The organism is Bradyrhizobium sp. UFLA05-125 (genome assembly GCF_059803515.1).
Genome location: NZ_JBANBJ010000001.1, coordinates 505,208 through 528,006, shown reverse-complemented (window position 1 = coordinate 528,006; position 22,799 = coordinate 505,208). Strand labels below are relative to the sequence as shown.

21 protein-coding genes are annotated in these 22,799 nt (G+C 64.3%); 9 read left to right on the top strand and 12 right to left on the bottom strand.

What is annotated here, in order from left to right; genetic code table 11:
- Position 1: 1 nt before the first annotated feature.
- The 4 genes from SO156_RS02615 to SO156_RS02600 all read right to left on the bottom strand — a co-directional run bounded on the left by SO156_RS02615 (position 2) and on the right by SO156_RS02600 (position 4,353).
- Entirely contained in the window at positions 2-871 is an 870-nt protein-coding gene (locus SO156_RS02615; protein ID WP_498533725.1) for a carbohydrate ABC transporter permease, read from the bottom strand.
- Positions 868-1,818: a carbohydrate ABC transporter permease gene (locus SO156_RS02610; protein ID WP_498533724.1), complete on the bottom strand. Its 951-nt coding sequence runs from the start codon at positions 1,816-1,818 to the stop codon at positions 868-870. The genes SO156_RS02615 and SO156_RS02610 overlap by 4 nt, the downstream gene beginning before the upstream one ends.
- A 1-nt stretch (position 1,819) precedes the next feature.
- Entirely contained in the window at positions 1,820-2,671 is an 852-nt protein-coding gene (locus tag SO156_RS02605; protein ID WP_498533723.1) for a phosphodiesterase, read from the bottom strand.
- A 203-nt stretch (positions 2,672-2,874) separates the two neighbouring features.
- Positions 2,875-4,353 carry a protein adenylyltransferase SelO gene (locus tag SO156_RS02600; RefSeq protein ID WP_498533722.1) on the bottom strand — a complete coding sequence of 493 codons (1,479 nt, stop codon included), beginning with the start codon at positions 4,351-4,353 and terminating at the stop codon, positions 2,875-2,877.
- Positions 4,354-4,547: 194 nt separating this feature from the next.
- Between SO156_RS02600 and aspS the strand changes: the two genes are divergently transcribed.
- Complete coding sequence (gene aspS, locus SO156_RS02595) at positions 4,548-6,320, top strand: aspartate--tRNA ligase (RefSeq protein ID WP_458144655.1); 1,773 nt, start codon at positions 4,548-4,550, stop codon at positions 6,318-6,320.
- 168 nt (positions 6,321-6,488) lie between these two features.
- Here aspS and SO156_RS02590 read toward each other — a convergent pair whose 3' ends face one another.
- Positions 6,489-8,462, bottom strand: a complete 1,974-nt coding sequence (locus tag SO156_RS02590; RefSeq protein ID WP_498533721.1) for an aq_1923 C-terminal domain — start codon at positions 8,460-8,462, stop codon at positions 6,489-6,491.
- A 249-nt stretch (positions 8,463-8,711) separates the two neighbouring features.
- Between SO156_RS02590 and SO156_RS02585 the strand changes: the two genes are divergently transcribed.
- A complete protein-coding gene (locus SO156_RS02585; RefSeq protein WP_498533720.1) occupies positions 8,712-11,024 on the top strand; it encodes an NADP-dependent malic enzyme in 2,313 nt (770 codons plus the stop codon).
- 158 nt (positions 11,025-11,182) lie between these two features.
- Positions 11,183-11,635: a DoxX family protein gene (locus SO156_RS02580; protein WP_458144659.1), complete on the top strand. Its 453-nt coding sequence runs from the start codon at positions 11,183-11,185 to the stop codon at positions 11,633-11,635.
- Between the two features lie 179 nt (positions 11,636-11,814).
- Here SO156_RS02580 and SO156_RS02575 read toward each other — a convergent pair whose 3' ends face one another.
- The 4 genes from SO156_RS02575 to SO156_RS02560 all read right to left on the bottom strand — a co-directional run bounded on the left by SO156_RS02575 (position 11,815) and on the right by SO156_RS02560 (position 15,799).
- Complete coding sequence (locus tag SO156_RS02575) at positions 11,815-12,366, bottom strand: dihydrofolate reductase family protein (RefSeq protein WP_498533719.1); 552 nt, start codon at positions 12,364-12,366, stop codon at positions 11,815-11,817.
- A 9-nt stretch (positions 12,367-12,375) separates the two neighbouring features.
- Entirely contained in the window at positions 12,376-13,374 is a 999-nt protein-coding gene (locus tag SO156_RS02570; RefSeq protein WP_458144661.1) for a polysaccharide deacetylase family protein, read from the bottom strand.
- Between the two features lie 162 nt (positions 13,375-13,536).
- Positions 13,537-14,109: a glutathione peroxidase gene (locus tag SO156_RS02565; protein WP_458144662.1), complete on the bottom strand. Its 573-nt coding sequence runs from the start codon at positions 14,107-14,109 to the stop codon at positions 13,537-13,539.
- A gap of 91 nt (positions 14,110-14,200) precedes the next feature.
- Positions 14,201-15,799, bottom strand: a complete 1,599-nt coding sequence (locus SO156_RS02560; protein WP_498533718.1) for a L,D-transpeptidase — start codon at positions 15,797-15,799, stop codon at positions 14,201-14,203.
- A 207-nt stretch (positions 15,800-16,006) separates the two neighbouring features.
- Here SO156_RS02560 and SO156_RS02555 point away from each other — a divergent pair, with 207 nt between their 5' ends.
- The gene (locus SO156_RS02555; RefSeq protein WP_498533717.1) at positions 16,007-16,555 is read left to right on the top strand and encodes a CreA family protein; all 549 of its coding nucleotides are present in this window, start codon (positions 16,007-16,009) and stop codon (positions 16,553-16,555) included.
- On the opposite strand, the gene SO156_RS02550 is transcribed toward SO156_RS02555, so the two are convergent.
- Positions 16,545-16,748: a hypothetical protein gene (locus tag SO156_RS02550; RefSeq protein ID WP_498533716.1), complete on the bottom strand. Its 204-nt coding sequence runs from the start codon at positions 16,746-16,748 to the stop codon at positions 16,545-16,547. The two genes, SO156_RS02555 and SO156_RS02550, sit on opposite strands and share 11 nt — an antisense overlap.
- Before the next feature lie 416 nt (positions 16,749-17,164).
- Here SO156_RS02550 and SO156_RS02545 point away from each other — a divergent pair, with 416 nt between their 5' ends.
- Together SO156_RS02545 and SO156_RS02540 are read left to right on the top strand one after the other, a co-directional pair.
- A complete protein-coding gene (locus SO156_RS02545) occupies positions 17,165-17,329 on the top strand; it encodes a hypothetical protein (protein ID WP_498533715.1) in 165 nt (54 codons plus the stop codon).
- Positions 17,330-17,370: 41 nt separating this feature from the next.
- The gene (locus SO156_RS02540) at positions 17,371-17,733 is read left to right on the top strand and encodes a hypothetical protein (RefSeq protein ID WP_458144667.1); all 363 of its coding nucleotides are present in this window, start codon (positions 17,371-17,373) and stop codon (positions 17,731-17,733) included.
- Between the two features lie 109 nt (positions 17,734-17,842).
- On the opposite strand, the gene SO156_RS02535 is transcribed toward SO156_RS02540, so the two are convergent.
- Both SO156_RS02535 and pdxR read right to left on the bottom strand, forming a co-directional pair.
- Positions 17,843-18,088: a DUF6719 family protein gene (locus SO156_RS02535; RefSeq protein ID WP_458144668.1), complete on the bottom strand. Its 246-nt coding sequence runs from the start codon at positions 18,086-18,088 to the stop codon at positions 17,843-17,845.
- 67 nt (positions 18,089-18,155) lie between these two features.
- Positions 18,156-19,640, bottom strand: a complete 1,485-nt coding sequence (pdxR, locus tag SO156_RS02530; RefSeq protein ID WP_498533714.1) for a MocR-like pyridoxine biosynthesis transcription factor PdxR — start codon at positions 19,638-19,640, stop codon at positions 18,156-18,158.
- 74 nt (positions 19,641-19,714) lie between these two features.
- Here pdxR and SO156_RS02525 point away from each other — a divergent pair, with 74 nt between their 5' ends.
- The 3 genes from SO156_RS02525 to SO156_RS02515 all read left to right on the top strand — a co-directional run bounded on the left by SO156_RS02525 (position 19,715) and on the right by SO156_RS02515 (position 22,789).
- The gene (locus SO156_RS02525) at positions 19,715-20,440 is read left to right on the top strand and encodes a pyridoxamine 5'-phosphate oxidase family protein (protein ID WP_498533713.1); all 726 of its coding nucleotides are present in this window, start codon (positions 19,715-19,717) and stop codon (positions 20,438-20,440) included.
- A 48-nt stretch (positions 20,441-20,488) separates the two neighbouring features.
- Positions 20,489-21,766, top strand: a complete 1,278-nt coding sequence (locus tag SO156_RS02520) for an ArgE/DapE family deacylase (RefSeq protein ID WP_498533712.1) — start codon at positions 20,489-20,491, stop codon at positions 21,764-21,766.
- Positions 21,767-21,979: 213 nt separating this feature from the next.
- Positions 21,980-22,789, top strand: coding sequence for a hormone-sensitive lipase (locus tag SO156_RS02515; RefSeq protein WP_458144672.1), 810 nt, complete (start codon positions 21,980-21,982; stop codon positions 22,787-22,789).
- Positions 22,790-22,799: the final 10 nt, after the last annotated feature.

Sequence of the window (22,799 nt, the reverse complement as noted above, 5' to 3'; positions counted from 1 at the left end):
CCTATTTGATGCCTGAGGTGACGAAAGAGCTGATGAAGCGTTTCTGAAAGATCAGGAAGGTGACGAGCAGCGGCGCGATCACGATCAAGGTGCCGGCGGCGATCGTGCCCCAGGCCTGCGTACCTTCGGCGGTGGCGGTGAACACGGACAGCCCCACGGTGAGCGGCCGCTTGTCCGGCGAATTGATCACCATCAGCGGCCAGAGGAAGTCGTTCCAGTGGCTGGTGACGGAGACGATCGCAAACGCCGAGAAGCTCGGCAGTGACAGCGGCACGTAGATGTGGCGGATGCGCGCGAACACGCCGGCGCCGTCGATCAACGCCGCGTCCTCGAGCTCGGTCGGGATGGCCTCGAATGCCTGTCGCATCAGGAAGGTGCCGAAGGCCGAGGCGAAAAACGGCATCATCACCCCGGTCAGGGTGTCGTAGAGCCCGAGCTTTGCCACCAGCGTCAGGTTCGGCACGATCAGCAGCACCGGCACCAGCATGAGCTGGAGCAGGAACAGGTAGAAGATCAGCGTCTTTCCGGCGAAGGAAAGCCGCGCGAAGGCGAAGCCTGCAAGCGTCACGGTGACGAATTGCACGAGCAGGATGCCGGTGCAGATGATGGTCGTGTTGAGGAAGTAGCGCGGGAAGTCGCCGATGTCCCACGCGTCTTTGATATTGTCGAGCGTGGGTTTCAGGCTCGGCATCAGCTCGGCCATGGCGTTGATGCCGTCCGAGGCCGGCCGCAGCGTCGCCACCACCATCCACAGGAACGGGATGAGCCAGACCAGCGCGAGCAGCACCACGAGCACAAAGCCGAGCTTCGGCGTGATCTCGTTTCGCGTTGCGAGCGGAACGTCCTCGAACAGCCGCTTGAACGGATTCATGGCCCGCCCTCGCGGTTTGCCAGCGTGCGGAAGGACAGCGCGGTCAGCCCCATCAGCACGCCGAGCGAGAGCAGCGTCGCGGCCGAGGCCTTGCCGACGTCGTAATGCTCGACCGCCTGCTCGTAGATGTAGAAGAGCACGAGATTGGTCGCGTTCGACGGTCCGCCCTTGGTCATGACGAAGACGTGGTCGACCTGCGTCACCGCATTGAGGCCGGCGATCACGGTGACGAACAGGAAGGTGGGCCTGAGCTCGGGCAGGATGATGTAGCGCAGGCGCGCATAAGGTCCGGCGCCGTCGAGGTAAGCTGCTTCCATCGCGTCTTCGGGCACGGCCTGGAGGCCAGCGAGGAAGAACAGCATGTAGTAGCCGGCGTTCTTCCAGATCGTGATCACCATGATCGCGCCGAGCGCGATGTCGGGATCGCCGAGCCAGTTGGGCAGCACCGGAAGCAGGCGGCCGATATAGTGGTCGAGCAGCCCGACATTGGGCAGGAAGATGAACAGGAACAGCGCCGATGCTGCGACCATCGGGATCAGCACCGGCAGGAACAGCGCAGCGCGCAGTGCGCTCGTCACCGCATTGGTGCGCGACAGCGCCAGCGCAAAGAGAAAGGCGAGCGCCATGCTCGGCACCACGGTGCCGACCGCGTAGATGAGATTGTTGACGACAGCGCCGGTAAAGGCGGGGTCGGCGAGCACGGCCGCCAGATTGTCCAGCCCGACGAAGCGGCTCGGTGCCCGCGGCGTGGCGCGCTGATAGAGCGCATCGACGAACACCCGTCCCACCGCGCCGTAGGTGAACGCCGCGAGGAAGATCAGCGACGGCAACAGCAGCAGATAGGCCGGAAGCGAGGCCTTGAAGCCGGCGGCGAACCTTTGGAGGACGTTGAGGCGCGGCGGTGCTGCTCTGGTAACGGCGAGCGATGCTGGTTCGGCCAGGCTCATCTCACCGCGCCGGGAAGTTGAGCGCATAGTCGCGGTCGTCCATCCCCTCTGGTGGGGAGAAGGGGAAACGCAGGTTGGTGTCGAGGAAGTCGTGGCTGTGCACGACCAGGTTCTCCTGGTCGATCAGCACCACTCCGTAGGCCGGCGGCTCATGGCTCGCCAGATGGTTGGTGGCGGCAGGATCGAGCTCGAACCAGACCTGGTGATTGGTGCCGCGCAGGGTGGAGAAGGGGATCTTGCCGTAGCTGCCCGAGATCGGCCGGTGCACATGGCCGAAGAACAGGTGGCGGATGCGGGAACGATAGGGCGCGATCACCTCGGCAAATTCAGCGCTCTGCTTCAGCGCGATCTCGTCCATCGCGTGGACGCCGACCGGGAACGGCGGATGATGCATGAAGAAGACGAACGGCACATCAGTCGGCGCCCTGGCGAGGGTCTCGGCAAACCAGCCGAGCCGCTTTGCACACATCTCGCCGGCATCGCTGGTCTCGTCCAGCGTGTCGAGGAAGACGAACAGGCCGTGATCCGTGATCCGCGTGCCCTGCACGAAACCGTTGGTATCGCGCGGCGCCGCCTTGAGCCCGTCAAGGCAGGCGACGCGGCGGTCGTGATTGCCGACCATCGCGATGTAGGGAATCTTGAGCGGGGCCATCGCAGCTGCGAAATCCGCGTAAGCCTCGGCGTCACCCCAATGGGTGAGATCGCCGGTCACGACGGCAAAGGCGGCATCGGCATGGTGCGTGTTGATATCAGCGATGGCGGCATCGAGGCGGGCACGCGGATCGAGGCCGTAGAGTTTCAGGCCGGGGCCCGCAAGATGCGTGTCGGTGAGGTGGATGAATTTGAAAGGCATGGCGCGTGTGTCAGGTCTCTGGGAGGACGGTCGCCTCCGGCAAGACGGCCCGCCAGCCGGTTAGAGTGCGAGTGTTTCAGTTTGATGACGATGGTTGCCGATGCGACAAATTGTTGGGCAGAACGGCAGAGGGGGTCAACCGGGTCGTCTCGCGGTGCGGTAGGGAGCGGATCGTGCAACGGGTAGCAGCGAGCGCCAGCCGCTCACGTCCCGCAGAACGTCCGCAACACGCGTTGATCCGGCAACGGCGGGTCGGAGTAGGCCGCGTAGTCCGGCTGATCTTCGTACGGCTTCGCCAGCACCTTCACCAGCTCTTCGAACGGCGTGTAGTCGTCATTGTCCACAGCGGCGCGGATCACCGCTTCGACGCGGTGGTTGCGCGGGATGAAGGCGGGGTTGACGTCGTGCATGGCGGCCTGCCGCTCGGATGCGGACTGTGGCTCTGAAGTGAGACGCTCGCGCCAGCGCTTGGCCCAATCGTCGAACGCTGTCGGGTCCATGAACTGCGCGCGGACGTCGGCAACTCCATCTTCGTCGGCCGCGGCCTCGCTGAGCTTGCGGAAGGTGAGGGTGAAGTCGGCGGCATTCTTGGCCATCGCATCCAGCAAGTCCTGGATCAGCGCCTCGTCGCCGTCGCGCTCGGTGAAGAGGCCGACCTTCCTGCGCAGGCCCGCCTGATAGGCCTTGCTGAAAGTGTCCGGGAACGCGCCAAGAATTTCCTGCGCCTGCTCGATCGCTTTCTCCTGATCGTCGGAGAACAGCGGCAACAGGCATTCGGCGAGCCGCGTCAGATTCCATAAGCCGATGCGCGGCTGGTTGGCATAGGCGTAGCGGCCCATCTCGTCGATCGACGAGAACACCTGCGCAGGATCGTAGGAGTCCATGAAGGCGCAGGGGCCGTAATCGATGGTCTCGCCCGAAATCGAGGTGTTGTCGGTGTTCATCACGCCATGGATGAAGCCGACCAGCAGCCAGCGCGCGACGAGATCGGCCTGGCGGGCGACGACGCCGGCGAGCAGCGCGTGATAGGGGCGCTCGGCGCCACGCAGCTCCGGATAGTGTCTCTCGATGACATGGTCGGCGAGCCGGCGGATCGCGTCGGTGTCGCGGCGCACGGCAAAATACTGGAAGGTGCCGACGCGGATGTGGCTTGCGGCCACGCGGGTCAGCACCGCGCCGGGCAGCGCGGTCTCGCGGATCACATGCTCGCCGGTGACGACGGCGGCGAGCGAGCGCGTGGTCGGGATGCCGAGCGCGTACATCGCTTCGCTCACGACGTATTCCCGCAGCACCGGCCCGAGCGCGGCGCGGCCGTCGCCGCGGCGGGAGAAGGGGGTGGGGCCCGAGCCCTTGAGCTGGATGTCGCGGCGGACGCCGTCCTTGTCGATGACCTCGCCGAGCAGGATCGCCCGGCCGTCGCCGAGCTGGGGCACGAACTGCCCGAACTGGTGCCCGGCATAGGCCATCGCGATGGGGTCCGCGCCGGCAGGAACCGTCTTGCCAGCCAGGATCTCGGCGCCCTCCGGCGTCTCCAGCAGGTCCGGATCAAGCCCGAGCTGGACCGCGAGCGGCCGGTTCAGCTTGATCAGCCGGGGCGCGGCAACCGGGGTTGGCGCCACGCGGGCAAAGAAGGTGTCCGGCAGCGCCGAATAGGAGTTCTGGAACGGGAAATGGACGGTCATGGGCTTAAATGTAGGGCTGGAACGCCCATTGGCAAAGGCTCAGGTCCGGCTTGCGTAAAAATGGACTGTTCGGGCCGAAAACAGGCCGTTCCCTTGGTTGCCGCACCCGTCCTCGTCGGGTAAACCCACCCGCAACGTCGGACCGGCCATTTGGGTCGTCCGATTCGATCCTCCGACATCATTTTGGGACTACCATGCATCGCTACCGGTCACATACATGCGGCGCGCTCCGCGAGAGCCACATCGACGAGACGGTTCGCCTGTCCGGTTGGGTCCATCGCGTCCGCGACCACGGCGGCGTGTTGTTCATCGACCTGCGCGATCATTACGGCCTGACCCAGTGCGTGGTCGACCCGGACTCGCCGGCGTTCGCGCTGGCCGAGAAGCTGCGCTCGGAATATGTGGTGCGGATGGACGGCAAGGCCCGCCGCCGCCCGGAAGGCACTGACAATGACGACCTGCCGACCGGCAAGGTCGAGGTCTATGTCAATGAGATCGAGGTGCTGGGCCCGGCTGGTGACCTGCCGCTGCCGGTGTTCGGCGACCAGGAATATCCCGAAGACATTCGCCTGAAGTACCGCTTCCTCGACCTGCGCCGCGAGAAGCTGCACCAGAACATCATGACGCGCGTCGCGATCATCGATTCCATGCGCCAGCGGATGAAGGCGCAGGGCTTCTTCGAGTTCAACACGCCGATCCTGACCGCGTCCTCGCCGGAAGGCGCGCGCGACTTCCTGGTGCCGTCGCGCATCCATCCCGGCAAGTTCTACGCGCTGCCGCAGGCGCCGCAGCAGTACAAGCAGCTGCTGATGATGAGCGGCTTCGACCGCTATTTCCAGATCGCGCCCTGCTTCCGCGACGAGGACCCGCGCGCCGATCGTCTGCCCGGCGAGTTCTACCAGCTCGACGTCGAGATGAGCTTCGTCACGCAGGACGACGTCTTCGCGGCGATGGAGCCGGTCATCACCGGCGTGTTCGAGGAGTTTGCCAAAGGCAAGCCGGTGACCAAGGGCTGGCGGCGGATTCCGTTCGCGGAAGCTCTGCGCAAATACGGCAGCGACAAGCCGGACCTACGCAACCCCATCGAGATGCAGGACGTCTCCGAGCATTTCCGCGGCTCCGGCTTCAAGGTGTTCGCGCGCATGCTCGAAGACCCGAAGAACCAGGTTTGGGCGATTCCGGCCGCGGGCGGTGGCAGCCGCGCCTTCTGCGACCGCATGAATTCGTGGGCGCAAGGCGAGGGCCAGCCCGGCCTCGGTTACATCATGTGGCGTGAGGGCGGCGAGGGCGCGGGTCCGCTTGCAAACAACATTGGCCCCGAGCGCACCGCTGCGATCCGCACGCAGCTCGGCGTGAAGGAGGGCGATGCCGCCTTCTTCGTCGCCGGCGATCCCGACAAGTTCTGGAAGTTCTCTGGCCTTGCCCGCAACAAGGTCGGCGAGGAGTTGAACCTCACCGACAAGGAGCGGTTCGAGCTCGCCTGGATCGTCGACTTCCCGATGTACGAGTACAACGAGGACGACAAGAAGGTCGACTTCTCGCACAACCCGTTCTCGATGCCGCAGGGTGGCCTCGAGGCGCTGAAGGGCCAGGATCCGCTGACCATCAAGGCGTTCCAGTACGACATCACCTGCAACGGCTACGAGATCGCCTCGGGCGGCATCCGCAACCACGTGCCGGAAGCCATGGTGAAGGCGTTCGAAATCGCCGGCTATGGCGAGCAGGAAGTGGTCGAGCGCTTTGGCGGCATGTACCGCGCCTTCCAGTACGGCGCGCCGCCGCATGGCGGCATGGCTGCGGGCGTCGACCGCATCGTGATGCTGCTCTGCGGCACCACGAACCTGCGCGAGATCTCGCTGTTCCCGATGAACCAGCAGGCCATGGACCTCCTGATGGGCGCGCCGTCGGAAGCCACGACCAAGCAGCTCCGCGAGCTGCACGTTCGGGTGAACTTGCCGCAGAAGTGATGAGCAAGTTCGGGTCTCGTGCCCCGGACGCAGCGCAGCGCTCTTCAGCGGTGCGCTGCAGAGCCGGGGCCCACGTCCCCCCGACCAGCGGCCTCTCTAGGTCCCGGCTCTGCGCAGCAACGCTAGCGCGTTGCAGCGCGTCCGGGACACGAGACCAACCAGCTCTCTTTACAGCCTCGTCGACGCCTCGATCCTGAACTGCGCCAGCGTGCCCTCTGGGTCGGCGTTGAAGAGCTGCATCAATTGCAGCAGCGGCACCGTCGCGCGCGGCGTGACCTTGATGACGAGTGTCTGGCCCGGCGTCTCGATGAAGCTTGCGATCGCATCCACGGCCGCGCCCGCCTCGGGATTAGCGGCCGCGATCTCCGCCCGCTGGGCCTTGACGCTGTCAACGAGCGTCTGGCGTGCAGCGTCACGGCTGACATTTCGTCCTCGTGCATTCTGCGTCACCGCGGTATCGACGAGACCATTGTCGCGCACTGAGAATTCGAGCGAATCAGCCTCAATATTGGCCGCCTGACCCATGAACTGGGCTGGATCGGCCGAAAACAGCTCGCGTGGCACGTTGCTCAGCGCAATTCGCAATTGCGCTTTTGCGATGCCTCCGATGTCGAGGGTTGCCGGCGCCAGGGCGAAGCTCTTGGAGGACTCTGTCCACTCCGCGCCGAGATCGAGGTCGATGGGGAGTTGCTCGATTCCGCCGAGAACCAACGGAAGCTGCTTCGGGTCGGATGGATCGGTAGGCGTGACGAATTTCGCAACCACATGCGCCTTGCTCGGGATCGAGCCGATCAGCTGCCCCCAGTCCAGTCTCAGCGTGTCGATCGTGACGAGCTTTTTGGTGTTCTTGAAGGGCGCGGCCACGCCCTTGACCTCTGCGCCTGCGAGCACACCGAACAGCCCGAGCATCTGGTCGGGCGAGGGCGCCCGGCCGGGAGTGGTCAGACTCGCTGCCCAGCGCATCAGACCCGCTACACTGAAGGATTTCAGCGCGAAGCGCTCCATCTTGAACTGCCCCTGCGGCGCCGGCGCGTCGAGGCCTTCGAGCGCGAACTCGCCTTGGGCGTATTTGATCGCATTGAGCCGGACGGTCCCTTGCGGCGTGCCCATCGACAGATTGCTGATCTCGATCTTGCCGACCCGCAGGCCCTCGTACATCGCGGCCACCTTCTCCATCATCTCGCGCCCCTGGGCAGGCGTTGGTGGAGACGACGGGTCCTTCGGCAGCAAGGCCAGAACCTCGGCCGGCCGGAATTTTGACGGCTGAACTCCGAGGTCCTCGATGGCGATCCCATCGACTTGCGCGCGCACGCCTTGGGTCGATGTCAGCACATAAGGCCCGACCGAAATCCTCCCATAGGCCCGATGATAGCTGTCGTCATTGGCCTTCTCCGGATCGAGTGCGGCGATCACGGCATTCACGTCGACATCGTCGATGATCATGTCGGAAAACTCGCCGATGAGCTTGTCGGGCTTAGCCGCCCTAAGCGTGGTGAAGCTGAAAACGGCGCGATCGATCTTCGCCGTATCGACCTTCCCGCGATTGATGTTGCGGATCGCGAGCCCCGAATAGGTGATTTCACCGCTGCCGGCTGCGTTTGAGCCGGTGTCCATGGTGACGCTCACCGTCGGCACCGTGACCGAGGCAGCCGTGAGGCTCGCATACTGCGCGAGCGCGAAGCGGTAGGCGTCGACCAGCGAGGGTGAGGCCGGCGCGCCTTGGGCGCGGGCTGGGCCGGAGTAGCCGGTCACCGCGACCTGCGGGAGCTTGTACGTTGCCTTTACCTTTGCCGGACCGGCAGCGCCGTCGATCGCGAACTCAGCGCCTGCGATGTCGATCGTCTCGGCCGAAAAATGCGCCTCGTCGGTCTGGCGGACGCCGGCCGCCTTGATGCTCGCGGCCCTGAGCCCGGCCAGCGGCGGCTGTGCCGGCTCGACGGTGATATCTTCGACCGTCAGGGTCCGCGTCATCAGGTCAAACGCCACCTTGCCATGGCTCGCCTTGCCGCCGCGGCTGCGGATCTGGTCGAACGCCGCCTCGACCTCGGCGGTGGCGCGGTGCTGAACGTAGAGATTGAAGCCAAGCCAGCCGCCGCCTGCGAGCAACGCAAGCGCGATCAGGCCGATCAGGATTCGTCTCATGCGGTCAGCTCCAGTTGCTGGCTCAGGGCAGAACAACCTGCCATATTCGCAATAGCTTGCCCGGTCCAGGGAAAGCTATGGTTTTCAAATGTTTGACGGCACCGTCTGTTGATGGGGCCACAATCGGATGTTGCCACAAAGCCGCCGGCCGTGCTTGATCCCGTTTCCATGATCCGGAATACCGTCTTCGGGCTGGGGCCGGTCGGGGAAAAAAGCTTTGAGGCCGCAAAACGCGAGGCGAGGCAGGGCATGTCGTCTTATTCTGAAGATCTCCACCAAGCGGCGCTGGCCTATCACCGTCTGCCGCGGCCCGGAAAACTCGAGATCCAGGCGAGCAAGCCGCTCGCCAATCAGCGCGACCTTGCGCTCGCCTATTCGCCGGGCGTCGCCGCCGCTTGCACCGAGATCGCCAACAACCCGGCCGAAGCCGCCACGCTGACGGCCCGCGCCAACCTGGTCGCCGTCGTCTCCAACGGCACCGCGGTGCTGGGGCTCGGCAATATCGGGCCGCTGGCCTCCAAGCCCGTGATGGAAGGCAAGGCGGTCCTGTTCAAGAAATTCGCCGGCATCGACGTCTTCGACATCGAGATCGCCGCCGACACCATCGAGCGCGTGGTCGAGACGGTGGCGGCGCTGGAGCCGACCTTCGGCGGCATCAATCTCGAGGACATCAAGGGCCCCGAGTGCTTCGAGATCGAGGCGCGGCTGAAGGAGCGCATGAAGATCCCGGTCTTCCATGACGACCAGCATGGCACCGCGATCATCGTTGCGGCCGCGATCACCAACGGCCTGCGGCTGAACGGCAAGAAAATCTCGGACGTCAAGATCGTCGCGTCGGGAGCAGGGGCGGCGGCGCTCGCGACGTTGAACCTTCTGGTCTCGATGGGTGCACAGCGCAAGAACATCTGGGTCTGCGACATCGACGGCCTCGTCTATGACGGACGCAACACGCTGATGGACCGCTGGAAGGCGGTCTATGCCCAGAAGACCGACAAGCGTACGCTCCGCGACGTGATCGGCGGCGCCGACATATTCATCGGGCTCTCGGCACCGGGCGTGCTGACGCCCGAGATGGCCAAGGCGATGGCCGACCATCCGCTGATCATGGCGCTTGCGAACCCCACGCCGGAGATCATGCCGGAGGAGGCGCGGAAAGCGCGCCCCGACGCCATGATCTGCACGGGGCGGTCCGACTACCCGAACCAGGTCAACAACGTCCTTTGCTTTCCTTTCATCTTCCGCGGTGCGCTCGACGTCGGCGCCACCGCGATCAACGAGGAGATGAAGCATGCCGCGGTCGATGCCATCGCGCAGCTCGCGCGCGAGGCGCCGTCGGACGCGGTCTCGCAAGGCAGCTTCGACACCGGCGAGGCGGGTGGCTTCGGCCCGGGCTCGCTGATCCCGAGCCCATTTGATCCTCGGCTGATCCTTCGCATCGCGCCGGCGGTCGCCAAGGCCGCGATGGAATCCGGGGTTGCGACGCGTTCCATCACCAATTTCGATGAATATGCGGCCCAGCTCATGCGCTTTGCCTTCCGCTCCGGCATTGTCATGAAGCCGATGTTCGCCAAGGCCAAGACCCAGCCTGTGCGGGTGATTTACGCCGAGGGTGAGGACGAGCGCGTGCTGCGCGCCACGCAGGTGGTGCTGGAGGAGAAGCTCGCGCGTCCCATCCTGGTCGGCCGTCCGTCGGTGGTCGAGGCACGCATCAAGCGCTTCGGCCTCTCGATCAAGGCGGGCAAGGATTTCGACCTGGTCAACCCCGAGGACGATCCTCGCTACCGCTCCTATGTGCAGTCCTATGTCGAGGTCGCTGGCCGCCGCGGTATCACGCCCGAGGGAGCGCGCACCGTGGTGCGCACCAACAACACCGTGATCGCGGCGCTCGCCGTGGGGCGCGGCGAGGCCGATGCGATGCTCTGCGGCGTCGAGGGCCGCTACATGAGCCATCTGCGCCACGTCCGCGAGATCATCGGCTTCTCGAGCGGGATCAGCGACTATGCCGCGCTGGCGCTGCTGATCACCACCAAGGGGGCGTTTTTCATCGCGGACACCCAGGTGCGGCCCAATCCGAGTGCGGAGGAGCTGGCCGAGATCGCGGCGCTCGCAGCCATCCATGTGCAGCGCTTCACGCTGAAGCCGAAAGTCGCCTTCGTGTCGCATTCCGATTTCGGCAGCTATGACACGGACACCTCGCGCAAGATGCGCCGTGCGACGCAGCTCCTGAAGGAGAAGCATCCGGAGATCGAGGCCGATGGCGAGATGCAGGCCGACACTGCCCTGTCGGGGGCGGCACGCAAGCTGGTGCTGCCGCACTCGAACCTGGAAGGCGAGGCCAACATCCTGATCATGCCGACGCTGGATGCGGCCAATATCGCTTACCAGACCATCAAGGTGCTGGCCGACGCGCTTCCCGTGGGACCGATCCTGATCGGCCCGGCGCGCCCGGCACACATCCTCACGCCGGGTGTCACCGCGCGCGGCATCCTCAACATGACCGCGGTCGCCGTGGTGGAAGCCCAGGAGCGGGCGGCGCGGCAGCAGCCGAGCTTGTTTACGTAAGCAGTCCAGGCCTCACCGGATCACCGCGCTTTCTCTTCTCCCCTTACAAAGGGGAGAGGGGAAGATATTTCCCCGTTTGAAAATCGCGCGTGGACTCTTCATAATCGCGCTGTCATCGCGTCAGCGTCCCGCCCTAAAGCATTGCCAAGAGGCCGACCATGCCAGCGTTCGTGACTTTCGGGCGAATCCTGTTCGCCGTGCTGTTCATCTATACGGGCGCAACGAAGCTGTTCGCGATACAGGCGACTGCCGATTTCATTGCCAGCAAGGTCACTGTGCCCGAGATGATCGCGCCCTATGCCCAGCAGGTCGAGCAGGCCACCAGCATGACGACGCCGCAGCTGCTCGCGATCGCGGTCGGCGGACTCGAGATCATCGCGGGGCTGATGATCGCGCTGAACTTCGGGGCGCGTTTCTTTGCGCTGCTGCTGATCATCTACGTCGCGATCTCGACGTTCCTGTTCTACGACTTCTGGAACCAGACCCCGCCCGACAACGCGAAGATGCTGGTGGACGCGCTGAAGAACCTCTCGATCATCGGCGCGCTGTTCATGATCATGGGCTATGGCCGCGCCACACGCCCGGTCGAGGCGGCTTACGGCGACGTATAGCGTCGCAGCACGACATGCAACCGGAAGTGACAGGGCTGCGCTGATGGAATGGCGCCGCGCGACTGATTTTCCCGACGTATCAATGACTTTGCAAAAGCCGCCGGGCGCCGCGCCGACGGTCATTGGCTACTGTGCATGGGGTTGTTTTCGACATTTTCGCTCGGCAGCAGGACGAGCAACTACCCGCGCTTCCACGGTGTGACCGTGACGCCATGGGCCATTTCGAGCATTTCCGCTTCACCCGGCTTCATCCCATGCGCCGCAAGCACCTCGTGCGGCGTCCGCTCCGGCACACCGACGAAGCAGCCTTCGCCGCCAGGCAGGCGCACCCGCGGGGCTTCCGAGAGCCAGAAGGTGTCGTAGCGGTCCATGAACATGTCGAACACGACGGGGCCGCCGATGATTGCGACCGTGCCCGAGGATACGTCGGCGAAGGCGCAGGCCTCCTCGAAGCTCGCGCCATGCGGATTCCACAGTGTCGCGTTCGGCATCTCCGGATCGACCGCGAGCGCGGCTATCTTGCGGGTCAGGATCAGCCGCTTTCGCTTGGGTGAGTTCGGCTGTCCCTCATGCGAGTGCCGGCCGTGCACGATCAGCGCGGCGCGATCGAGCGCCTGCTCGAAGAACCTCTTGTCACCCTCGAACTTCAGGCTATCGGGCATGGCATGCCGCGCGTCGGCAAGCATGCCGTCGGCGGAGACGATGACGTAGCCTTCGAAACGGAAAGACAAGTGTGAAGGCTATTCGGAAACGGTCGTCACCACGCTGTTGACCGGGCGCTGGCTCACCGTCGGCAGCTTGACGTCCTTGAGCAGCTCCTGGTCGTACTCGGGCAGCGTCGATACCGGGCTCTTCGCGCGCATCGCCACGACCTTGTAGCCACCGGCCTTGAGCTGCTGCAGCAGTGCGGGCAGCGCTTCGGCGGTGTGCTTCTGGAAGTCGTGCATCAGGATGATGCCCTTGCCGAGCTTGGTCAGCTTCTTCATCACGGTGTCGATCACCTTCTCGGGCTTGGAGGCCTTGAAGTCGAAGGAGTCGAGATCGCAGGAGAAGATCGCGATGTTGCGGTTGCCGAGATAGGTGACCATCTCCGGTGGGTGCTGCAGGGCCGGGAAGCGGAAGAACGGCGAGGGCGAGATGCCGCCGAGCGCCCACTTCACCGCGGAGAAACCTTTCTCGATTTCGTCCTTCTTCTGCTGTTCGGTCAGCTTCTTGTCGTTGAGATTGGCGTGCGACCAAGTATGTGCGCCGACGGTGTGGCCGGCGGCATAGACCTGCTTCAGGATCTCCGGCTCGTAGGTCGAATGCTTACCGATCGGGAAGAAGATGCCGGTGGTGCATTCATCGGCCAGCGCCTTCAGCACCGCGGGCGTGTTACGCGGCCAGGGGCCGTCGTCGAAGGTCAGCACGACCTCGTGGTCGCGCAGGAAGTCGAGCTCCTTGAAGTGCTCGAAGCCGAAGCCGGGACCACCCGTGGTGTCGATCTCGACGGTACGAGCGACGCCGAGCGCATTGGGATTGCTGCAGGCGGCGCGTGCCGGCTGCGCGCCTTGTGCCGCCGCTGGCGGGCTGGCGGCCGCCGCGGGAGCTGCCGCCGGGGCAGGTGCCGCTGCCGGCGCTGCGGCAGGGGCGGCTTGCGTGGCTGCCGCGGGCTTCGCGGCCGGGGTCTGCGACCATGCGGCGCTCGCCATCGCAAGAGAGATTGCGCTCGCCAAAATCAGTCTTGCCGCAACACGCATGACGTTGTCCTCGATAGATTGATCCCGTTGTTCGGCCGTAGCTTTTTTGCCCCTGTCCGAACCTGTCCGCCCCAGACAGTCTTAGCCTAGATGGTTGGCCATCGCCAATGCAACGGCTGTTTGGCTCCGCGAGGGAATTGTGCCCAAGCGCGTGAGACCGGCTCAGCTATCGGCAAGCGCCTTGGCGACGGCTGTCTTGATGCGGGTGTCGGTCGGCTCGACCGCCGAGGCAAAAACCTCGGTGATATAGCCGTCGCGGCCGATCAGGTATTTGTGGAAGTTCCAGCGCGGAACTTCCTTGGGCCGGGCTTCCGCGGCCCATTTGTAGAACGGATGGGCCTTCGGACCGACCACGACGACCTTGGCGGCGATCGGGAAGGTAACGCCGTATTGGTGATGTGCGGTCTCCGAGATTTCCGTCGCGCCGCCTGGCTCCTGGCCGCCGAAATCGTTGGAGGGCACGCCGATGATGGTTAGTCCGCGCTCGCGGAACTCGCTCCAGAGTTCCTGAAGTCCAGCATATTGCGGGGTGTAGCCGCACAGCGAGGCCGTGTTGACGATCATCAGCGGCCGGCCGGTAAACGCGGCGAGCCGGATATCGTCGCCGGAGAGCGCGGGGAAGGAGAAGGCATAAGCCGAGATCTTGCTCATCGCGCCCTCGGCAAGCGCGCGAGTCGCGGCGGGAACGGCGATCGCGCCGACCGCCGCGGTGAGCATTGTCCTTCGGTTCAGCATGGCGATGTCCCCCAAGTTGATCCGGGACGGATCATACTCCGGGAGAACGATCCCTCGCGCTCAATACCGCGTTATGCGCGCTACAGCGCGATCAGTGCAGACGAACGATGAAATCCGTGCCTTCGCCGGTTTCGCCCTGGTTGATGCCCTGGTCGGAGACGATGATCGAGCTGCCGGTGGCGAGCATCTCGTTGATCTTCGCCATGGTGTCGGCGGCGATGGAGATGCGGTCGAGCGCCTCGGCCGGACTATCCGCAGTGATCACGGGCTTTGCGGCAACCGGGATGACGCCGGCCATGCGGTGGCGGCGGGTCATGCGGCCGTCGTCGTCACGCTCTACCGAGCGGACGGCGACAGGGATCGACACCACCGACCAATGCAGCGCGTTGGCATCGCTCTTGTCGGCTTCCGCGGTGAAGACATGCGTGCCGAGCGGACGGTCGCTGGCGGCGATCGTCACGGGCGCTTCGAACAGTGGCGAAAAGTTCTGCCGCACATAGATCTTGGAATCCTTGCGGCTGATGAACACCGCGATCTGGCCGGCGCGCTTCGGCGGCTCGGGCTTTGCGCCAGGGGCCGGCTCGGTGGCGCGGGTCTGATCCTTTTTCGCATCGGCAGCGGGCTGCGCAGGCGTCGGTGCCGTCACCGCGATATCGGGTTTCTTGGCATCGGTCGCTTCGGTTTTTGCAGGTTCAGGCTTGGCGGTCGCTTCGTCCGATGCCGGTTTTGCCGGCTCGGATGCGTCGGCGGTTTTCGCACCGTCCGTGCTTGCGCCTTCGTTCGGAGCGGGCGTGTTGGCGGGGGCTTCCTCGCGCGCCATCGCGTTGCCGATGGTTGCGTCGGACATCACGCTGTGGCCGACGGTCGAGCGGAGCTCCATCGCCGGCTCGGCGTTCGCACTCTTGACCTCGGTAGCCTCGTTGGCCTCGGCGGCTTTGCTCTCGTCGGCCTTGCTCTCAGGAGACTTTGCCGCGGCCGGGCCCTTGTCCGACTTGTCGGCGACAGTCGTCGCAGGTTGCTCCAGGCTCGCAGCGGGTTGCGGCGGGACGCGCAGGCTCGCGAGCAGGGGATGCGAGAAACTGTGTGGCGTCATCTCGCCGGGCGTCACGATCACGCGCGCGCCCATCTTGGTCCAATTCCACATCTTCACCGCGAACGCCATCGGCATGCGGATGCAGCCATGAGAGGCGGGATAGCCAGGCAGGACGCCTGCATGCATGGCGACACCCGACCAGGTGATCCGCTGCATGTACGGCATCGGCGCGCCGCTATAGATGTTGGAATGATGGAATTTGTGTTTCTGAATGACGCTGAACACGCCCAGCGGCGTCGGATGGCCCTTCATGCCGGTCGACACCGGCGATTGCGCGAACACGCCGTTGGAATCGTAGACCGTCACCTTCTGCCGGTCGATCGAGATAGCGATGACCAGAGGCCCTTGCGGCTTGGCGCCGGTCTCCCTCTCAGCGATCTCCTTCTTGCCCGGGACAGTCGCGCGTTTGCGCGGCTTCGCACGCTCAATCCGCGGCTGTGGCTGGTGGTAGTAAGCACCGTCGGTATAGTCCGACCAGTAATACATCGCGGCTTCCGCCCGGGTCGTGGTGACAATCGCACCCGCCGCCGTCAAAATGGCGACCCGCCACAACTGCGCCCTTGCGGCAGAAGAACCGGTCACGCTCACGCTGTTCATCCTCGAATCCGTATTCCAAATCAGTAATTAGTCTCGCAAAGGGGATACGCGTTCACTACCACAGCGGTTCGGCTATCAGCCAATTTTGTCGAAGCCGTAGCAAAAAAGCCTCACAGACCGGTAAACGGTGGCCGCGCAGGTAGCTTGTCGCCTTCCTGATCGGCCCTCGCATCCCTAAATTGCGGGGACTTGTTACCGGAGAACTTCATGTCATCTCGTTTCCCCGGTCTTTCGGGCATGCGCTTGAAAGGCCTCGCTTTATTCCTCCTGCTCATGGCCATGCCGGCCAGCTTTGCCCAAGCCGCCGACGAGCCCGATCTGATCTTCCGCCGCTCCACCGTCTTCAAATGGCTGAGCCCGAACGACAAGCTCGCGACCTACGGCCTCGACGATCCCGAGGTCGAGGGAGTTGCCTGTCATTTCACGGTGCCGGAGAAGGGCGGCTTCAAGGGATGGATAGGGCTCGCGGAGGAGGTCTCTGACATCTCGCTCGCCTGCCGGCAGGTCGGTCCTATCAAGTTCAAGGACAAGCTGGAGCAGGGCGATGACATGTTCCGCAAGCGCCGCTCGCTGTTCTTCAAGAAGATGCAGATCGTGCGCGGCTGCGATACCAAGCGCAACGTGCTGGTTTACATGGTTTATTCCGACAAGCTGATCGAGGGCTCGCCGAAGAATTCGACGTCGACCGTGCCAATCATGCCGTGGGGGCCGACGGATAACAGTATTCAGAAGTGCAGCGACTTCTTCACTCAGTGACGAGATTGCGGCTGAAGCGCGGCTTTGCGAGATGCGAGCCGCTCAGCCGCACGAAGGCCTGCGGTGCCGCCTCATAACCGCGGTCGGATTGCAGCGCCATCGCGCCGGCGGCGTAGCGCGGCCACTGCCTTTCGTTGGCTCGGTCAGAGCCCTGGTCCACGTCGCGCGCCATCGCGCGATCTAAAGCCATCATGATTGCCATCCCTCAACTCTGAGCCTCGGTTTGATGCCGGGCTTATCGCTGTTCGAAGCTTCGGGCGTCGCTGAAACGTCCCCGGTGCAGCGGAACTTCGCGCTTCTTTGCGCTCCTCTTCAGCAGAGAAACGTAAAATGCCTGTGAAGCGTCTGCTTCGGGACTGTGGCCGCGAGCGCTTGCGGGTTGCTGCGGGAACACCGGAGAGCGCCGCGAAGCAGCCATCGGGCTGTGAGACGACCTCACTGAAATAATTGGGGTTTTTGACTTAATGTTTCGTCGTATCGGCGCCGACGAAACAATTCTCACGAAGATGAAACCATTTTACGCATTTGGCGCATCACGCCTGAAACCGCCCGTGGTTATCAACCGACCAGAGGTAGCGGCGCACAGCCGCGGGGAACTGGAGACTTCACATGCGGGCGCTCAGCTTCATCCTTGCTTTCAGCTTTGTGCTCGCCGGGTCCTCGCTGGCCGGAACCAGCGACGGTGGGCTGCCGGGCGTCGGGACCTTTGCCTATCGCGGCACGCCGGTCGGCGCCAAAGCGCCTCAGCCGATCGTGATGGCCGCGCGTCTCTGATCGCAAGAAAAAAAGACCAGCAGGATCAAGAAAAGCCAATCATGTCTCGCATAGGCGCCGCCGTTTTCCTCGCGTCCCTCCTCACGATCACTGCGGCCCAGGCTCAGGTGCGCTTTCCCAGCAGGTTGCCGGATCCTCGCACCGATTTCGTGCGCCAATGCGCGCCGCACATGCTCGGGCGATGGGCGCATCCGGAGGAAGTCTGCGGCTGTCTGCATGACCATGCCGCCGCAGTTGTCGAGGACCGCGACCTGCGCGAGGCGCTCCTTCGTGGCATCAGCGAGACCGGCGTGCCGACCATCGAGAACGAATGGGTGCCGGTCACAAAACAGTCCGAGATCGGACCAACCTTCACCAAGATCGCCAAGCCGACCCTTCAGTGCATGTTCGACCCGGCGAAGTAGACTTTAGAGCATGATCCGGAAAAGTGCGCAGCGGTTTTCCGAAGAGATCACGCTCAAACAATAACCTAGCGCAATGACGCTTCATCCCCGATCTCATCGCGAGTTGGGGCTATTTCGACTTCGGTCCGAACCGCGGCACGCAGGTGCGCGTCCGCGTGATGCCGCTTTCGGTCATCTTCGCGCCGCGCACTTCCTTGATCTGCCCGGCTGGGCAGGTGCCGTCATCGACCATCACGCGCTGGCCAAGCCGCAAGCCGACGATGTCCTGCTCGCGCCCGACCGTATCGGCGCGTGCCAACGTTATTGTTGCTGCGACGAACAGCGCACATACGCAGATTGCGCGGAAATGGGGCATGACGAAAATCCCGACCTCGATACCGCAATGTTAGAAAGCCGCGCGCGATTCTCATAGTGAACCTTCGTCACGCCCGGCGCGCCGGCTTGTCGCTGCCGCGAAGTGCGGCCAGCGATTGCGTCGCGAGCTTTTCGGCTGCCGCCACCAGTTGCGGAACCGAATGGCCGGAAAAGCCGAGAACGAAACCGGGCAGGGGACGGGCGCGCGCATAAGTGTCGGCGAGCAGCCAGCCTTCCGCTCCGGCCGCGTGCTTGGCCTGCGAGGCGACGCGCAAATCGACCGATGGCTCGAACCGCGCGACCAGATGCAGGCCTTGAGAGGGCACGGGAACCGACAGCCGGCCGTCGGACGCCGCCTGAAGCGTCGCAGCCAGTGCGTCGCGCGCTTCGCGATAAAGCTTTCGCACGCGCTTCAGGTTTGCGGCGAAGGCGCCGGAGTTGAGCATGTCCGCGACCGCGCCTTCCATCAGCGTACCGGGAAAGCGGTCCAGCGCGGCCCGCGCGGTCGCGACCGGCCCGATCAGGCGCTCCGGCAGCGCGCAATAACCGATGCGCAGGCCCGGAAACAGCGTCTTGGCAAACGTGCCCATGTAGATCACGCGCTCGAGCTGATCGATGCCGGCAAGCGACATCAAGGGCGCGCCGTCATAGCGGAACTCGCTGTCGTAATCGTCCTCCAGCACGAAAGCGCCGGCCTCTTTCGCCCAGTCCAGGAGCTCGAGCCGGCGCGGCATCGACATCTGCACGCCCAGCGGAAACTGGTGCGACGGCGTGACATAGGCCGCGCGCGCCTTTGGTGCCGCCGTCCGGCCCTTGGCGACGCGCAGGCCATGCTCATCGACCGGCACGGAGACGGCGCGATAGCCGCAATGGAGGATCGCCGCGCGCGCGGTCGGATAGCCGGGATCCTCGCACCAGATCTGGTCGTTGGTCTTGAGGATCGCCCCGAGCACGATGCGTAAGCCGTGCAGCGTGCCTGACGTTAGCATGATCTGGTCGGGATCGCAGCGCAGGCCCCGCGCCGCTAGCAAATGATCGGCAACCGCCGCGCGCAGCTCGCGGCTGCCGCGCGGATCACCATAGTGCAGGTGTTCGGTGCCGAAGGCGCGCATGCGCCGGCCGACGAAGCCGCGAAAGCGCTGCAGCGACCGTTCGTCGACATGGGTGCAGCCGAGTGCCAGCGTTCCCTGCCGCGGGACCTCGACGGTGACCCTCGCCTTGCGCAATTCGCTCGTGCGCGCGGGAATTTTAGCGGCGACGAAGGTCCCCGAGCCGACGGTCGCTACCGCAAATCCATCTGCAACCAGTCGCTCATAGGCCGTGACGACGGCGTTGCGCCGGAAGCCGGTCTGCTTCGCCAGCGTCCGCGATGGCGGCATCGGCTCGCCCGGCCTGGCAAGGCCCTGCACGATCGCGTGGCAGAGCGCCTGGTAAAGCCGGTGCGCCGAAGAGGCGCCCGCCGTGATGTGCGCTCCCGAAAAATCGAGCGGCAGTTCGGATTTCCGCGGCGGGGCTTTCGGGGACGGCTTTGAATTGGTCGGATTTTTTAGCATCGAATTGGAACTATCGCAGACCAAATGGGCCGCTACAACTCCTTCCAGATTCAAATTCCACGACAGGAGTCGCCGTGTCCGATGGTATCGCCACCACGTCCTATCCGGTCTCGTCCCGTAACCAGGTGAAGCGCCGCCATGATCGCGGCGCTTACGATCACGCCACCGTTCACCGCATCCTGGACTCTTCGATGCTGTGCCACGTCTCCTATGCGATCGACGGCCAGCCCTATTGCACCCCGACCTTTTTCTGGCGGGAAGGGACAAAACTCTATTGGCACGGCTCCAGCGCGAGCCGCATGCTGCGCAATCAGTCGGAAGGCCAGAGAGTCTGTCTCACCGTTGCACATCTCGACAGCCTCGTGCTGGCGCGCTGCGGTTTCAACCATTCGGCGGATTATCGCGCGGTGATGGCTTTTGGCGCCGCTTACCTCGTGACCGATGCGGAGGAGAAGAGCCGCGCGATCAGCGCCATGGTCGACCGCTTCTTCCCGGATCGCACTGCGGGGCTGCGCCCGAGCAGCACGCAGGAGATCAAGGCGACGACCTTCATCGCGATGGAGATCGAGGAGGCCTCGGCCAAGGTTCGCGCGAAGGGGCTTGCAGACGACGAGGAGGACTATGCGCTGCCGATCTATGCGGAGCGGATATCCGTGCGCACCGTGCTCGGCGCGCCGGAACCTTGCGCGCGTCTGCTCGACGGCGTCACGCGGCCGCAGACCCTGAATGGCTATTCGGAAGGCCGACTGCTCGAAGATGCATTGCTGGAGGCCTATTTTCAGGAGTACCCGGAGGGTTGAAATCGGCTAGCTTCGCGGCGCTCTTGAAAGCCGATCGGAGTTGCCAGCATGAATACCGAAACGCAGCAAAGGATTCTCGATGCCGTCGATGCGAGCTTCGAGGCCCAGCTTGCGACCACACGGGATTTCGTCGCGATCCCCTCGATCCGCGGCGCGGAGGGGCCCTGTCAGGACATGATCGGCGACCTCCTGCGCGCTCGGAGTTATGAGGTCGACGACTGGCACATCAACATCGACGAGTTGAAGGATCTGCGCGGCTTCGGTCCGATCGAGCACGATTTCTCCAAGGCGCGTACGGTGGTCGGCACCTATCGCCCGCTAACGAGCAGCGGCAAATCGCTGATCGTGCAAGGCCATTGCGACGTCGTGCCGGCTGGACCGCTGGAGCTCTGGGACACCCCGCCATTCTCGCCGGTCATCAAGGACGGCAAAATGTATGGCCGCGGTGCCTGCGACATGAAGTCCGGCACCATCGGCGCGCTCTACGCGCTCGATGCGATCAAGGCCGCAGGCCTTCGGCCCACGGCGCGGATCCATTTCCAGTCCGTGATCGAGGAGGAGAGCACCGGCGTCGGCGCGCTCTCGACGCTCCAGCGCGGCTATCGCGCCGACGCCTGCTTCATTCCCGAGCCGACCGGCGGCAAGATGGTGCGCTCGCAGGTCGGCGTGATCTGGTTCCGCCTGCGCGTCAAGGGCCATCCGACCCATGTGGCATTTGCCGGCTCCGGCGCCAACGCGATCATGGCGGCCTATCATCTGATCCAGGCCCTGCAAAAGCTCGAGATCGAATGGAATGAGCGGGCAAAGGCCGATCGCCATTTCAAGACACTCAACCATCCCATCAACTTCAACCCCGGCATCATCAAGGGCGGCGACTGGGCCTCCAGCGTGCCGGCCTGGTGCGACGTCGATTGCCGCATCGCAGTGCTGCCGGGCTGGTCGATCGCCGATCACCAGAAAGAGATTCTCGCTTGTGTCGCGGCTGCGGCGCGCAACCATCGCTTCCTCGCCAACAATCCGCCCGAGGTGGAATGGTCCGGCTTCCTGTCGGAAGGTTATGAACTGACCAACGCGGCCGCGCCCGAAGCCGCCTTTGGCAAGGCGTTTAACGCCGTCTATGGCGGCGGGGTCGAAGACCTCGTCTTCACCGCGCTCACCGATACCCGTTTCTACGGCCTCAACCACGGCATCCCCAGCCTCTGCTTCGGCCCGAGTGGCGGTGAGATTCACGGATTCAACGAATATGTCGATCTGGAGTCGCTGAAGAAGTCGACCAAGGCGATGGCGCTGTTCATTGCCGAGTGGTGCGGGGTGGAGAAGGCGTAGGCTCCGTCGCCGTGCTTCGTAGGGTGGGCAAAGTCGCCCTTGCGCCGTGCCCACCAGCTTTCCCGGATCGAGGCCAAAGTGGTGGGCACGCTTCGCTTTGCCCACCCCACAGGCGCCGGCGTCACGATGCTTTAAGCTTAAAATAAAGACTATGATGGCGGCGCTGCAGGTGGCAGACTGGCGACCTGTCGCCTGAATCTTCTGGGAGCAACGATGCGCGATTGGGATGACGCCTATGCCAACTCGGCTCACGTGCCGGGCTCGGACCGACTGCCTGAACTCTGGGCAGAGCGCGCAGCGGCCTATCGCGCGAGGCTGAGGGCATTTCGCCCCGACGTCGCCTATGGCGAAGGCGAGCGCAAGCGCTTCGACCTGATCCTGCCCGATGGAGACAGCAAAGGCCTCGTCGTCTTCGTCCATGGCGGCTATTGGATGCGCTTCGACAAATCGTCATGGACCGACCTTGCCGAAGGCGCGCGCCACCACGGCTGGGCGGTGGCGCTGCCGAGCTACACGCTGACGCCGGCCGCACGCATCTCCGATATCACGGCGGAGATCGCGGCGGCCGTTGCGGCGGCCGCTGCACTGGTTTCCGGACCGATCCGGCTCGCCGGGCATTCGGCGGGCGGCCATCTCGTCACGCGCATGCTCTGCGACGACAGCTGGCTTGAGTCCGCGGTCTACAATCGCATCGCCGCGACGTTGTCGATCAGCGGCCTGCACGATCTGCGCCCGTTGCTGAAGACCAAAATGAACGCGACGCTTGGAATGTCGCTGGAGGAGGCGACGCTTGAAAGCTCAGCGCTGCATCTGCCGCGCGGGCATGCTCCGGTTACGACCTGGGTCGGAGGCGCCGAGCGTCCCGAGTTCATCCGCCAGGCGGAGCTGATGGCAAACGTCTGGACCGGTTTTGACGTGCCCACGCGTCTCGTGATCGAGCCCGGCTTCAACCATTTCTCTGTCGTCGACGGGCTCAAGGATCCCTCGTCAAAAATCACCGCGAGCCTGGTTGGCCTAGACTGACGGCAGTAGA